General features: G+C 37.7%; 13 protein-coding genes. 7 read left to right on the top strand and 6 right to left on the bottom strand.

The genetic code is table 11. The features are described 5' to 3' along the window. Positions 1-36 precede the first annotated feature (36 nt). The 3 genes from XYLOR_RS13830 to XYLOR_RS10580 all read left to right on the top strand — a co-directional run bounded on the left by XYLOR_RS13830 (position 37) and on the right by XYLOR_RS10580 (position 3,250). Positions 37-213 (top strand): hypothetical protein, encoded by a 177-nt coding sequence (locus tag XYLOR_RS13830; RefSeq protein WP_154655721.1) that lies wholly within the window; start codon positions 37-39, stop codon positions 211-213. 589 nt (positions 214-802) lie between these two features. Next, positions 803-1,774 (top strand): thiol-activated cytolysin family protein, encoded by a 972-nt coding sequence (locus XYLOR_RS10585; protein ID WP_036879307.1) that lies wholly within the window; start codon positions 803-805, stop codon positions 1,772-1,774. Between the two features lie 84 nt (positions 1,775-1,858). Then, positions 1,859-3,250, top strand: a complete 1,392-nt coding sequence (locus tag XYLOR_RS10580; RefSeq protein ID WP_036879305.1) for a leucine-rich repeat domain-containing protein — start codon at positions 1,859-1,861, stop codon at positions 3,248-3,250. Positions 3,251-3,262: 12 nt separating this feature from the next. Here XYLOR_RS10580 and XYLOR_RS10575 read toward each other — a convergent pair whose 3' ends face one another. Both XYLOR_RS10575 and XYLOR_RS10570 read right to left on the bottom strand, forming a co-directional pair. Then, positions 3,263-3,694: a Fur family transcriptional regulator gene (locus XYLOR_RS10575; protein WP_036879302.1), complete on the bottom strand. Its 432-nt coding sequence runs from the start codon at positions 3,692-3,694 to the stop codon at positions 3,263-3,265. Positions 3,695-3,787: 93 nt separating this feature from the next. Then, entirely contained in the window at positions 3,788-5,701 is a 1,914-nt protein-coding gene (locus XYLOR_RS10570) for a heavy metal translocating P-type ATPase (RefSeq protein WP_051508976.1), read from the bottom strand. Between the two features lie 216 nt (positions 5,702-5,917). On the opposite strand from XYLOR_RS10570, the gene ruvB reads away from it, so the two are divergent. Genes ruvB through ybeY form a run of 3 tightly spaced genes read left to right on the top strand, consistent with a single transcriptional unit; the run spans position 5,918 to position 7,867 of the window. After that, entirely contained in the window at positions 5,918-6,949 is a 1,032-nt protein-coding gene (gene ruvB, locus XYLOR_RS10565) for a Holliday junction branch migration DNA helicase RuvB (protein WP_036879296.1), read from the top strand. A 32-nt stretch (positions 6,950-6,981) separates the two neighbouring features. Beyond that, on the top strand, positions 6,982-7,449 hold the full coding sequence (gene coaD, locus XYLOR_RS10560; protein WP_036879295.1) for a pantetheine-phosphate adenylyltransferase: 468 nt from the start codon (positions 6,982-6,984) through the stop codon (positions 7,447-7,449). 4 nt (positions 7,450-7,453) lie between these two features. Further along, a complete protein-coding gene (gene ybeY / locus XYLOR_RS10555; RefSeq protein ID WP_036879293.1) occupies positions 7,454-7,867 on the top strand; it encodes an rRNA maturation RNase YbeY in 414 nt (137 codons plus the stop codon). 12 nt (positions 7,868-7,879) lie between these two features. Here ybeY and dusB read toward each other — a convergent pair whose 3' ends face one another. From dusB to XYLOR_RS10535, 4 genes are read right to left on the bottom strand one after another with little or no spacing between them, the layout of a single operon-like run. Next, positions 7,880-8,872, bottom strand: coding sequence for a tRNA dihydrouridine synthase DusB (gene dusB, locus XYLOR_RS10550; RefSeq protein WP_036879291.1), 993 nt, complete (start codon positions 8,870-8,872; stop codon positions 7,880-7,882). A 4-nt stretch (positions 8,873-8,876) separates the two neighbouring features. Further along, a complete protein-coding gene (gene dprA / locus XYLOR_RS10545) occupies positions 8,877-10,004 on the bottom strand; it encodes a DNA-processing protein DprA (protein ID WP_036879290.1) in 1,128 nt (375 codons plus the stop codon). Further along, positions 9,997-10,404 (bottom strand): acyl-CoA thioesterase, encoded by a 408-nt coding sequence (locus XYLOR_RS10540; protein ID WP_036879288.1) that lies wholly within the window; start codon positions 10,402-10,404, stop codon positions 9,997-9,999. Before XYLOR_RS10540 ends, dprA begins: the two co-directional genes overlap by 8 nt. Beyond that, positions 10,401-11,696, bottom strand: coding sequence for a DUF2851 family protein (locus XYLOR_RS10535; protein WP_036879285.1), 1,296 nt, complete (start codon positions 11,694-11,696; stop codon positions 10,401-10,403). Before XYLOR_RS10535 ends, XYLOR_RS10540 begins: the two co-directional genes overlap by 4 nt. A gap of 224 nt (positions 11,697-11,920) precedes the next feature. Here XYLOR_RS10535 and XYLOR_RS10530 point away from each other — a divergent pair, with 224 nt between their 5' ends. Further along, positions 11,921-13,924, top strand: coding sequence for a glycoside hydrolase family 127 protein (locus tag XYLOR_RS10530; protein ID WP_036879282.1), 2,004 nt, complete (start codon positions 11,921-11,923; stop codon positions 13,922-13,924). Positions 13,925-14,081 lie beyond the last annotated feature (157 nt).

Below are 14,081 nucleotides of genomic sequence, written 5' to 3'. Positions count from 1 at the left end.
TAATTTTGCAGACGAAAATATTAAATCAATCTAAGAATGAAAAAGATTTTGGGGCCAATTGGTGTAGCAATTGCCGTAGTTGATTTTGGGCTTTGTATGCATCGTCATGGATATATGTGTGTATACGTAATGATAACACCTGTCGAAAAAGAATATATTAAAATAAAAGGTAATATAGCTATGATAACAGACACAACAAAAATTTCAAATTAAATATACATGAACATACTATTAAACATATGTGAAATAGCAATACTAATATTATTGGCTTTTTGTTTGGTAAAGCTATTTTTGAATATTCTTAGTTCAATTAGGAAGAAAGATAAAATGTCGATTGTAATAAATTCTCTAATATTTATATTAGGTGTGTTGTTCTATTTGACAACACTTAATCCCATTGGACGGATTTGCATCATATATAAAGAAATAGTAAAAGCCTTTTAGTGTATCCTGATCCAGGCCTTTCTACGAAGAAGTGGACGGCTATCCGTCAGTATTGAGCATAGAGACTGTTAAGAATACGGCTGCCGATAATAATAGACGGTCTGCCACACGGCTTGTATATGGTAAAGGGGGAAAACGCAAGAACCTCATTATATCGATATTGATTTGTCTGGTATAAAAGGATGTGATATCAAAATTAGTCAAGGTAACAAATATATATGGTATAAGAGCATTATTTAGAAATTAAAAGGAAGTAAATATTAATGCGTCATGATTCTCGTATACATAAATAAAAACATTTTATATAATTCCGCTAATGGGTATTATTGATATTTTTGCAAATAAATTATTAACTATTATGATAAAATCAAATTTTAGAATTATTTTAAGTGGCTTGATCCTAGTACTTTTTTCTTCTTGCAATAATGATAATTCAATAAGTCAAAATAAATCCACAATTGATTCAACAACGGATGAGATTTATAATGATACCATCAAATCTAAACTTTATACTTTTGTTTCAAACGAAACATATATCAACGAAAATAGCAGTCCTCTAATTTATATTGGCTCTGTTATTTATAATGAAGCAAAAGATTTGAGTTCAATAAAAGCTCCCTCAGGACTAAAATATAATGAAATCGAATATGGCGCCTTATATAATAAAGAATTGTATTTCACAAAAAGTGAACCTTCTTTGAGTGAAACTAACAAAATATTCCAGAAAATAAAGTCATCAACAGCTTTACAAAATGCTTCTTTTATATATTCAAGTCCTATTACATTTCATAATAATAAAGAACTCCATTTCTTGGGTATGAAAAACACAGGCCTTCAACTAGATTCTATATTTTCAAACTTTAAATATAACTCGCGCGACATGGAATATAAGAACGGACTTATATATAAATATTATAATGAAGTGGCAACTATAACGATGGACTATCCAACAAATGGCATTATTAAGAATAATTATATAACAACAGATAAAGACAAAATGGCATATGTAAATTCGATCACATATGGTAGGGTTAGTTATATGATTTTAGAATTTAATTCTAACAATGATCTAATAAAAAATATAGTACAAAAAATGTACAAAGGAGAAAAACTCTCTGAAGAAGAAACAAAAAGTATATCGCAAGTTGCTGTATGTATATTACGTTTCGATGATAATATGCATCCGAAAATAACTAAAGGCAACAGCGAATTAATTAGTGATTTCTATAAGAACAGTATCAGCACATCTATAACTCCTATTACATTCTCAGTATTATCAATAAAAGATAATTCAAATTATGGGATAACTTTTTATGTTGATATGAGATAAATAATCACAGTAAATCAATATATAATTAAAAATTAAAGAAGTAATGAATAAGAATTTATTAATGAAATCTTTATAAAATCAACTATGAAACGAATTACATTTTATCGAATTGTTGTTATATTGTCGCTAATCATCTTGTTTAGTTGTGATAATAAAGAAGATGCTCAAATTGATTTTGATGAAAATTCAAAGGCATTAGTATCTAAGGGGATTACTTTTAAAGTAGGTGGTGGAGCTATAACTCTTGTTTTTAATCATATAGCCAACGCTTATATTTCAGCATTAGTTTCTTCATCAACTGATGGTGCTAATTGGCTTTCGGCAAAGTGTGAGGCAATCACAGACACTCAATCTAAGGTAACTATTAAAGCGCTAAACAATGATGCTCTGACTGAGCGTGATGGTAATGTTGTCCTTCGTGTAAATGATACTAAGTTATCATTGAATATCGTTCAGTCTACTGCAATGAGGATTATGCTTGAACAGCACAGTTTTGTTGTACCCAATAAAGAATCTAACATTATTGTAGAATGTCAAACTAATGGTGAACTTCGTACTCTTCTGAAAATGGATCAACCTGAGTGGATTAAGATATCAGATATTAGCAAAAATGGATATAATTATAAAGTAAGTCTCTCAATAGAAGAGAATAAATCATTAGGACGTGTTGCCGGATTAGTTTTACAGACGACAGATGGGACTAGTGATGCTATATCTATCAGACAGCAGCCACGAGCATTTAATGAGAGCGAAGATATAATAACCGGTGGTGAAGGAAAACTATCCGTCTTATTAGGCGATGATATCAATAATTTGCGTCATATACGTTCGTTAAAGATTCAAGGGAGAATTAATGAGGGTGATGTTCCTTCGATAAAACAACTATTTATTGCTGAAACGTGGGCTACAAATCCTAATGAGTATCCAATTCAAATGGACTTAAGTAATTCTACTTTCTGTGGAAAATCGGATGGCTTTACAACACCCGATGGTAAAGTGTTATTTTATGATTATGAACTTCCTGAATCAATGTTCTATAATGCAGGTAATCTTACATCAATAAAACTCCCGATAAATACTCAGATTATAGGTAGCTTTGCTTTTTCAGGATGCAATGCCTTGTGCTCAATAGATATACCTGATGATGTTAAATACATAAAATATGGTGCTTTTAGTCATTGTGAAAATCTTAAGAATATTAATTTTAGTAGAAGCTCTATGCTGTTAAGTTTGGAAGGATATGTATTTGATACAGGTACTAGATTATCATCACTAAATATTCCCGCTTCCCTGACTGATATTGATATTAGCGCCTTTTTCTGTGCTTGTGAGCAATTATATGTAAGTTGGCAAAATCCACCTGAGATAAGGGTCCTTCCATATCATGGATGTACTCTTTTTGTTCCAAAAGGAACAAAAGAAAAGTATCTGTCATCGCCTAGTTGGAAACGTTTCTCAAAGATTGAGGAGTACTAATAATGATATATATCACTTATCAAGTTTTTCTGCACATTCAGGGCACAAGCCTTTGAGTACGTAATTTATGCTGTTAAGTTTGAAACCATCTGGCAGTTCAACTACAGGCACTTGTATGTTCTTCAGACAAAATGTGCGGTGGCAGTTCTCACAATAGAAGTGTGTATGTTCATCATCTATGCTACAGTCGCAGTCGTCGGCACATACTGCATACTTAAGAGAACCGCTGCCGTCATCAATGACATGTATAAGACGGTGAAGTAAAAACAAAGACAATGTACGTGATATTGTGGATTTGTCTACTGTTGGCAGATAGCGCTCTAACTCCGGCAAAGACACTGCCTCGTCACCGCGGAACATCTCACGCAGTATTAACAGTCGGGTGGAAGTAGGTTTGATGTCACGTAATGCCAGTTTTTCTAAGAAGAATTTTTCATCTGCCATAATATATTGTTTTCAAAGTTTCGTATACCTAAAAGTGTATAATGCAAAGATAATCTAAAATAACGGTATCACAATGAACAAAATTCAAAATCATTAGTTTTGAGTATTCTTGTTTAAGAATATCCTTGTTGCATTAAGTATAGCGATAAGTGCCACGCCTACATCAGCAAATACGGCTTCCCATAAGTTTGCTATGCCCAATAAACCTAGAATCATTACCAGCACCTTTACACCAATAGCCATTGTTATATTTTCATGTACAATCTTCTTGGTACGTTTGCCTATGCTTATTGCTTCTGCTACACGTGACGGACGGTCATTTTGTATAACTATATCAGCTGTCTCTATGGCCATATCACTACCCATAGCTCCCATGGCTATTCCGATATCACTCAATGCCAGTACAGGAGCATCATTTATCCCGTCGCCTACGAATGCAACTTTTAGCCCGTCTTTCTTAAGTTGGTCGATATGAGCTACTTTCCCCTCAGGCAATAAATCACCATATCCTTTTGTTACCTTTAATGTCTTTGCTACTTTATCAACTAATGCCTGTTTGTCACCGGATAATATTTCTGTACTGTTTATCCCTCTATTATTTAGTAATCTGATAGCTTCGATAGCATCATCCTTAATAGTATCTGCCAGTAGAATATGACCGGCATAAACACCATCAATAGCACATACAACGATAGTTTCGGCAGTGTCAATAAGATCCTTTGGATATGAGATGCCTTCTTTTGCAAGCAGTTTCAGGGTGCCGAGCAGTATATTTATTCCATTTATGTCTGCACTCATACCATAACCGGATATATCTTTCAGATTAGTTACAGGTACATCCTTATAATCGATCCTATTCGAATTGGCGTATGCAATTATAGCTTTGGCTATTGGATGATTACTGTTGGCCTCAATAGCTGCAACATAGCGGAGCATATCATCTGTTGACCTAGACAAGGCATCAATACTCTGAACAGAGAATATACCTTTGGTTAAGGTTCCGGTTTTATCAAAGACTACTGTATCAATATTGGTGATAGCATCCAGATAATTGCTTCCTTTGAATAATATTCCACGTGAGGATGCGGCTCCTATGCCTCCAAAATATCCAAGTGGTATACTTATAACCAAAGCGCATGGACAAGATATTACAAGGAAAACAAGGGCCCTGTTTATCCATTTGAAGAGTTGGTGGCCAATATCATATAATTGGATGTCACCGCCAGCTGTTATCATAAAGTACACCATTGGGATAATAATCGTCAGTACAGCAAGACAAATTACAGTAGGTGTGTATATACGTGCAAATTTGCGGATGAACAGTTCGGCAGGTGCCTTGCGTTCTGTAGCTTGCTGTACCATATCCAATATTCTGGATATAGCACTGTCGCTTGAGGGTCTGCTCACGCTGACATGTACTACGCTATCAGAAGAAATCATCCCTGCAAGTACTTCATGGTCTTTTTCTATAAGCTGAGGCATACTTTCTCCTGTAAGGGCAGCGGTATTGAATGTTGAGGCTTCTGATAGCAATATTCCATCAAGTGGAATTCTCTCGCCGGGTTTAACTTCTATCACATCACCTACATTTACATTAGCAGGATCTGTCGTTATTATATTTCCGTTTTTTATTACAGAAGCTTTGTCTGGCCGGAATGCGACAAGATTCTTGATATTATTACGTGCTTTGTCTACAGCTTTATCCTGAAACATTTCTCCGATGCAATAAAACAGCATTACGGCTACTCCTTCCGGATATTCGCCTATGGCAAAAGCCCCAAGAGTTGCTATTGTCATAAGAGTGAACTCACTGAAATAGTCTTTCTGCTTTATGTATACCCAGGCTTCTTTCATCACGTTGAGACCTACGGGTAGGTAGGCTGCAATATACCATGCTAAAGCAACATACCTATTTTGAAACCATTCTACGCTGCCTGCTTTCATCAAGATGCCGCTTACAAGCATAAGCAATGAGAATGAAGGTTTTATATATTCTTTTATTTTCATATCTTTATTTATTTTGATGCAAAGGTATGGAAAAAGGAATGCAACTAGGTTGCAAAGTTCATTTTAGATATAACAAAGATTTTCAGTATGTGTATAGACTGGTAAAAGGTTGACTAACTATAATGAAAATAACATTATGAATTGTTTTTATCAGTCAGTTGCAAAATTACAATTATTTTCACTAACTTTGCCATCGATTAGACCAAAATGTGATTAATGGACGATAATTTCGATATAAGACAAGAAGAGTATTCTTCTGCAGAAAAAGAATTCGAGAATGCGCTACGACCTCTCCAGTTTGCTGATTTCAGCGGGCAGCAGAAGGTCGTCGAGAACCTTGAAGTATTCGTTGAGGCTGCAAAATATCGTGGTGAGCCACTTGATCATACTTTGCTTCACGGTCCTCCCGGTCTTGGAAAGACTACACTTAGTAATATTATTGCAAGCGAACTGGGCGTAGGGATTAAGATTACCAGTGGACCGGTGCTCGACAAACCCGGAGACCTTGCAGGAATACTTACATCATTAGAAAAGAACGATGTACTGTTTATAGATGAAATACATCGTCTTTCGCCTGTTGTTGAGGAATATCTGTACTCTGCTATGGAGGATTATCGAATAGATATAATGATAGACAAGGGACCTTCTGCCCGCAGCATTCAGATAGATCTTAATCCGTTTACCCTAGTGGGTGCAACAACACGAAGCGGATTGCTTACTGCTCCTCTACGTGCACGTTTCGGCATTAACCTGCATCTGGAATATTACGAACCGGAAATACTTACACGTATCCTTAAGCGTTCGGCTTCGATACTTAAGGTCCCAATAGATGATGACGCTGCTGTGGAAATAGCCCGCAGAAGTCGTGGCACGCCACGTATAGCTAATGCTCTGCTTCGCCGTGTACGTGATTTTGCACAGGTCAAAGGCAACGGACGTATTGATATAGACATTGCACGAATAGCTCTTACAGCCCTTAACATAGACAAATATGGTCTGGATGAGATAGATAACAAGATATTGCTTACTATCATAGACAAATTCAAGGGTGGCCCTGTTGGAATATCAACAATAGCTACGGCTATAGGTGAGGATTCTGGTACGGTAGAGGATGTCTATGAACCGTTCCTCATAATGGAGGGCTTTATCAAGCGTACACCTCGTGGCAGAATGGTTACCGAACTGGCATACAAGCATCTTGGCAGAAACCCATATACAGGGAATATCATGCAACCTGAATTTTTCTAGGTTATAGTATATCATTCATATATATAATAATTATGGCTAATACTTCAGAAAGGATAGGAATTTTCGTAGGTAGTTTTGACCCATTTACAATAGGTCATGAGTCTATTGTAAGAAGAGCATTGCCGCTTTTCGACAAAATAGTTATCGGTGTAGGATATAATGAGCGGAAAATCTATATGCAGAGTCCTGACTTGAGGGTTCAGACTATAAAGTTGATGTATAGTGATGAACCTAAAATCGAAGTCAAAATATATACAGATCTCACTGTAGATTTTGCCCATCGCGAGCATGGCACATTCCTTGTCAAGGGTGTGCGCAGCGTAAAAGACTTTGAATATGAAAGGGAGCAGGCTGATATAAATGCCAAGATAGGCGGTATAGACACCATCCTCTTCTATGCGGAACCTGGTCTGGAGAGTGTATCCAGCAGTATGGTCAGGGAACTGTCACACTTCAGCAAAGATATAGACGAATTTATTCCAAAGAAAAATAAAATATAGATACATGATATCATATAATGTAGACGGCGTTAAGATGCCGAAGATTAAGAAACGAGATACATCGGCATGGATTAAGGCTGTAGCAGCATCTTACGGACGTAAGATAGGTGAGTTGGGCTATATGTTCGTTGATGATAATAAAATCCTTGAAGTAAACAAGGAATACCTTGGTCATGATTATTTTACCGACATCATAACATTTGATTATGATGAGGAAGATGTTATTAACGGTGATATCGTAATAAGTCTTGATACTGTACGTTCAAACAGTGAGCAGCAGAATACTGCATATGATGATGAACTGCACCGCGTTATTATTCATGGCATACTGCACCTTTGTGGTATAAATGATAAGGGGCCGGGTGAGCGCGAAATAATGGAAGCTGCAGAGAATAAGGCTCTTTCTTTATTGAAATAAAGCAAGTCCCTTTTATGCAGGTTCTTCTCCAAACCTTTTTCTTACATCTTCCAGAACTGCGGTAAGTTCCTCTACTGTATTAGCACGTAGCATTGCTATGCGCGTTTGTCTGAAGTCGGGTATTCCCTTAAATATAGGGCTGGCTGCAAGATGGCGACGTGTATGAAGTATGCCTCTATATTCGTCGATACGTTCAACATTGATATGCAGTTGTTCCTCCAATACCTTGAGTTTCCAATCTAAATTCATAGTAGGGTCTGGTTCTTTGCCATCAAGATAATCACGTATTTCCTTGAATATCCATGGACATCCAAATGTAGCACGACCTATCATTACTGCATCTACACCATATTTATCAAAAGCTTCTTTTGTCTCTTCAGGGGTAGTAATGTCACCATTACCTATTATAGGGATATGTATACGAGGATTGTTCTTAACCTCGCCTATAAGGGTCCAGTCTGCTTCTCCGGTATACATCTGTGCGCGGGTTCTGCCGTGGATTGTAAGGGATTGAATTCCGCAGTCTTGTAACTGTTCTGCAAGGTCGGTGATGATAAGATTCTCACTGCTCCAGCCAAGGCGTGTCTTAACCGTTACGGGAAGTTTTACAGCCTTTACCACTTCACGTGTTATTTCTAGCAGTAAGGGTATATTCTGTAGCATTCCGGCACCGGCGCCTTTACCTGCAACTTTCTTTACAGGACAACCGAAATTCAGATCAATAACATCAGGGTGAGCGGTCTCAACTATCTTTGCAGCCTCTACCATAGATTCTACATCACGTCCGTATATCTGAATACCAACCGGTCGCTCTTCATCGCTTATAGTGAGTTTTGTCATTGTACTCTTTATTGAACGTACAAGAGCCTCTGCACTTACGAACTCTGTGTATACCATTGAGGCACCAAAACGTTTGCAGAGCATACGGAAACCTATGTCTGTAACATCTTCCATCGGTGCTAGAAACACCGGACGTTCGCCAAATTCAATATTACCAATCTTCATCGTTTTAACTCATTAAGTGATACGTACCGCCGGCAAGTGTTTTTACCACTCCTTTAATCTCTAGTTGGAATAGGAGTGCGGTGACTTTATTTATAGGCATATTTGTATGCACGGTTAGCATATTTATTTGCAAGTCATTCGTCTTTTGCAGTAGTTTTACTATAGATTGTTCTTCGGCCGACAAATTAGGGAACAGCGAACGCTCTATGCCTGCATTTTGTGCTTTAATAAGTGTGGCATCGTCTTCCCAATGCATAGCACGGACAAAATCGATGGCATTGTTTATAAGACCTGCACCGCTGTCGCGTATCAGATTGTTACACCCCTCAGAATATGGATCGGATGGGCGTCCTGGGAATGCAAACACATCTCTATCGTAGCTTTGTGCTATACCTGCTGTAATCAAACCTCCGCCTTTTGCTGCTGATTCTACAAGTATGCAGGCGTCAGACATTCCTGCTACTATACGGTTTCGGCGTACAAAATTAACTTTGTCGGCATTGGTATTTGTGAAAAACTCTGTTAGAAGTCCGCCTTGTCTTACCATTTTATTAGCTGTCTCCTTATGTCTGGAAGGGTAGAGGTTGTCCAGCCCATGAGCTAATACTCCTACCGTTTCATATCCGCTTAATAGTGCGTTGCGGTGTGCATGTATGTCAACACCATAGGCAAGGCCACTTACTATGAGTACTTTCGGACAGATACTTTTTAGGTCGGCAACAAACTTTCGTATGATGTCCTGTCCTTGAACTGTGCACATACGGGTGCCTACAATATTTATTATTCTCGACTGGTTAAGATTTGCAGTACCTGTATAAAAAAGCACGAGTGGCGCATCATCACATTCTTTCATCCTTTGAGGGTAGTTGTCATCATTAAGACATAGAATGCGGATGTTATGGGCTAAGTCATACTCCATTTCGACCTCTGCCCGTTTAAGTGGCTCATCCCAATCTTTTATTGATTTAAGAAAGTGTGGAGAGCAGTCGGGCAGTATGTCCTGTATATCATTGCGGTGGTCGTATATGGTAGTGGCATCACCTAGTTGGCGATACAACTGTAATGCGCCCGCAATACTGAAAAAGCCTATTCGGGTAAGTGCAAGTGTATAAAGGGTCTCCTGATCATTCATTGACTATATATTTCTTAAAGGCTTCGTCGTAGTCTTCACTGTTGGATAGTTTTCCATTAATGAGACATACCAGTTCGAATGTACTTCTAAAGGAAAGTTTATCATCCGAAGCGCGGTAAATATCTTGAGAAAATACGTATCTCAGTCCCTCTTTCTTGAGATTAAGACGAGAAATAAATTCATCATCGCACTGCAGTGGAGTCTTAAATTGCATGTTCACTCTAGCTACAACAGCATCGATACCTTTCTCGTGTAGACGTGCAAAACTAATTCCGCAACTCTGCAAAAAAAGATGTCTTGTATGCTCTGCATAATGCATATAATTGGCATTGTTAACAATGCCCTCGATGTCGCACTCATAATCGCGGACCATCATTCGTGTTTCAAATATATATATCATTTTCTTTTAAGATATTCGTATCCTATGCGACAGCGCAGACAGTCTTTCTTGTCGCAATATTCTTTTTTGAGTTGAATTAATGCCTGACTGTCTCCTGCATTTTTGACGTCCAGTCCGCATTCCTTCCACATGCGTATGATGTAATTGTTTTCAGCTTTCAACTGTTCTAGTAACTCGAATGCCCGTTCGCACAATGCCTCGTTAGACATATGTCTGCCGTAGGCAAAAAGTATTGGGATTGCAGTATTTATAATCAGTAGGTTCAAAGAGAATGGTGAGAGGTGTTTCTCGTTTGTTTCACTTTTACTTCCGAACGTATAGTGATTTTCCCAATAAGGTGTAACTGCTGTCTTCAGCATTTCTTCGAGATGCGTTACCGTGTCTGTCTCAATTATATTACTTAATCCTGCTTTATGCAGATAATAAAGGTTTGCAAGTTGTGATATCCTTATATGCGGAAAGTTCTGAGGGCGTAGCCTTAAAAACTTCCACAGACTACCGTCCATAGGTTTCAGACCGAATTTATGTGCCAGATATAGATATTCGTTGCGTAGTTTGGTGAAATACCCTTCTTCTAGGGCATCCTTTTGATATTTTTCGGGTATGGTATCCAGTTCAAGTAATCCCGCCTGTCCCATAAATATTGCCTCTATCTGAAATAAATCATCCCTATGATGAGCCACATCATGTAGCGGAACATTAAGGGCCCATGTCTCAAAAGCGTCGCCGTTTATGCCGAACCCATAGTTGCGTGCAAGTGTTACGAAATATCCATCCTCCCACGAACCGTTGCACAACTCTACACGTTTTTTTATCGCTTCTGTCTTCTGTTCTAACCGTTCTGTCTGGAGAGCAGCCATCCAACTGTGAATCATAAGACTGGATAAATCGGGTATGATCTTGTAACAAGGTGGATAAGTGTCAGTAGAGAGAAGATCTCTGTAATTTTCCTTAACATCCTGTGGAATATCAAGTTGCATCTGTGGAATATACTTACCGTCTTTAGTCTTTACATTAATATCTATCAGTCCTGCAACATGCAGAATAACATTGTTGTATTTATCATCCCTATCATGTCCGTGAAGATACCAGTCTGAAGATTTGTCGTGTATCTCAACATTACCTACCCACAAAGTATCCTTTATTTTTATTTTGGCATTAAAGAAATCAGGTCCTGCATTCGTATTATGTAGTCCGGGATCAATAATTTCTATCTGTTGCCCATTGGTGGTTGTTAGTTCTTTGAGAGGGAATATCTTATGTTTCCACACATAGTGAAGTAGTTGCTCCATATATTTAATATTGCAAATTGGAATGCAAAACTACATAAAAAATCTGGTTTTTGCAAAATATCTTCTTTTTTCATAATATAATATGATGAGTGATTAATAAAAAAGTGTAAAAAATACACCTCAAAGTACATATTTCATTGAATAATTGATACAACATAATAAATTTAATTGTAAATTTACAACCGAAATTGTAATATATCTAATAAACTAACCTTTAGAATTTAATGAAAAGACTTATTTCATCAATTATTTTAGGAACATTAGCTGTTGGTTGTTTGCAGGCAAAAACAAACAAACCTACCGGTTATCCTATTTCGCAAGTTCCTTTTACATCAGTAAATGTTACACCCGGCACTTTCTGGGGACAAAGACTTAAAGCTGCCCGTGAAGTAACTGTGCCCCTTGCTTTTAGTAAATGTAAGGAAACAGGCCGTTATGATAACTTTATAAAAGCAGCTCATCCGGGGACTAATAACATCTTCCATGGGTTCACGTTTGATGATACTGATGTGTACAAGACTATAGAAGGTGCAAGTTATATTCTTCAGACATATCCTGACAAGAAGATGAAAGCGTATATTGACAGTGTCCTTAATATTGTGGCAGCAGCTCAGGAGCCTGATGGTTATCTCTATACAGCTCGTACGATGAATCCTTCTAACCCACCTGATTGGGCCGGACCGAAGAGATGGTCAAATGAAGAGATTCTGAGCCATGAATTATATAACCTTGGTCATATGGTAGATGGAGCCGTAGCACATTATCAGGCTACAGGTAGCCGTAAGTTTCTTGATATAGCTATCCGTTATGCTGACTGCGTTTGCAGAGAGGTGGGGCCTAATCTCGGACAGGCATGTGTAGTGCCTGGACATCAGATAGCAGAGATGGCCTTATCACGTCTATATCTAGTAACTGGTAATAAAAAATACCTTGATGAGGCTAAATTCTTCCTTGATTATCGTGGAAAGACAAATAGAAAAGATTTCTATTCACAGAGCAGTAAACCTATTGTTGAACAGAAAGAGGCTGTAGGTCATGCAGTGCGTGCAGGATATATGTATTCTGGCATTGCTGATGTCGCAGCCCTTACAGGAGATTCTGCATATATAAAAACAATAGATGCTATATGGAATAATATTGTAAGCAAAAAATATTATATTACAGGTGGAGTAGGTGCTCGCCATGCCGGAGAGGCTTTTGGTGACAATTATGAATTGCCAAATCTTACGGCATATAATGAAACTTGTGCTGCTATTGCGCAAGTATACCTTAACCAGAGAATGTTTTTGTTGCATGGCGATAGCAAATATATAGACTGTCTGGAACGTTCTCTTTACAATGGTGTTATAGATGGCATGAGTATAGATGGTGGCAAGTTCTTTTATCCTAATCCACTAGCTTGTGATGGTGTGTATCGCTTCAATGCTGATAATACCTTGGAGCGCCAACCATGGTTTGGCTGTGCTTGTTGTCCAAGCAACCTATGTCGCTTTATTCCTTCTCTGCCTGGTTATCTATATGCTGTAAAAGATAATAATATATATATTAATCTCTTTGCAGGCAACAAATCTACTATTGATGTGAATGGTAAAAAGGTAAGTTTTGAAGAGAAAACAGAGTATCCATGGAATGGTGATATCTCTATTGCTGTGACAGGTACAAAAACATCTGATTTCAATATGATGGTGCGTATTCCGGGATGGGTTCAGAACCAGGTAGTACCAAGTGATTTGTATTCATATAATGATGGCAAGAATCTAAGTTACTCAATCAGAGTAAACGGTCAGCAACTTAAGCAGGAAGCGCTGGATAATGGTTACTTCAAAATAGCACGTAAGTGGAAAGAAGGTGATAAGGTGAATATACACTTTGATATGCAGCCACGTACAGTAGTAGCTAATAATAAGGTTGAAGCCGACAGAGGCCGTGTAGCAATAGAGCGTGGTCCCTTGGTATATTGTGCTGAATGGCCATATAACGACTTTGATGTGTTCAAGGTCATAATTGGTAATAATCTTGATTTTAAGGTCGTAAACAAGCCTCAGATGCTTAATGGCATTAACGAGATCACTGCTGATGCTCAGGCCTTATCAACCGATAGTAACGGTAAGGTGGAAGTCATGGATGTCAAACTTACTCTGATACCATATTATTGCTGGAACCATAAAGGTCCGGGGAAAATGGAAGTCTGGATGAATAAAGGTCTTCAGACATTAGATGCAAAATAGGAAATTTACAGACGGACTTCTAGTCCGTCTGTATTTGTACCCAATAACATCACCTGATTCACATTCAATTAAATTATGAAAATGATGCTTTTTGCCATCATAAAAATTTTACGGTCTTAAATTAACAGCTATGAAACAAACTTTGAAAATCTTAATT

Origin of the sequence: Xylanibacter oryzae DSM 17970 (genome assembly GCF_000585355.1) — a bacterium.
Classification (GTDB): domain Bacteria; phylum Bacteroidota; class Bacteroidia; order Bacteroidales; family Bacteroidaceae; genus Prevotella; species Prevotella oryzae.
The sequence above is the reverse complement of the archived record's forward strand: the minus strand, read 5'-3'. Positions and strand labels throughout refer to the sequence as shown.

Coding starts and splice junctions, on each gene's coding strand:
- XYLOR_RS13830 (WP_154655721.1), top strand. CDS start 37: ATGAAAAAGATTTTGGGGCCAATTGGTGTAGCAATTGCCGTAGTTGAT.
- XYLOR_RS10585 (WP_036879307.1), top strand. CDS start 803: ATGATAAAATCAAATTTTAGAATTATTTTAAGTGGCTTGATCCTAGTA.
- XYLOR_RS10580 (WP_036879305.1), top strand. CDS start 1,859: ATGAAACGAATTACATTTTATCGAATTGTTGTTATATTGTCGCTAATC.
- XYLOR_RS10575 (WP_036879302.1), bottom strand. CDS start 3,694: ATGGCAGATGAAAAATTCTTCTTAGAAAAACTGGCATTACGTGACATC.
- XYLOR_RS10570 (WP_051508976.1), bottom strand. CDS start 5,701: ATGAAAATAAAAGAATATATAAAACCTTCATTCTCATTGCTTATGCTT.
- ruvB (WP_036879296.1), top strand. CDS start 5,918: ATGGACGATAATTTCGATATAAGACAAGAAGAGTATTCTTCTGCAGAA.
- coaD (WP_036879295.1), top strand. CDS start 6,982: ATGGCTAATACTTCAGAAAGGATAGGAATTTTCGTAGGTAGTTTTGAC.
- ybeY (WP_036879293.1), top strand. CDS start 7,454: ATGATATCATATAATGTAGACGGCGTTAAGATGCCGAAGATTAAGAAA.
- dusB (WP_036879291.1), bottom strand. CDS start 8,872: ATGAAGATTGGTAATATTGAATTTGGCGAACGTCCGGTGTTTCTAGCA.
- dprA (WP_036879290.1), bottom strand. CDS start 10,004: ATGAATGATCAGGAGACCCTTTATACACTTGCACTTACCCGAATAGGC.
- XYLOR_RS10540 (WP_036879288.1), bottom strand. CDS start 10,404: ATGATATATATATTTGAAACACGAATGATGGTCCGCGATTATGAGTGC.
- XYLOR_RS10535 (WP_036879285.1), bottom strand. CDS start 11,696: ATGGAGCAACTACTTCACTATGTGTGGAAACATAAGATATTCCCTCTC.
- XYLOR_RS10530 (WP_036879282.1), top strand. CDS start 11,921: ATGAAAAGACTTATTTCATCAATTATTTTAGGAACATTAGCTGTTGGT.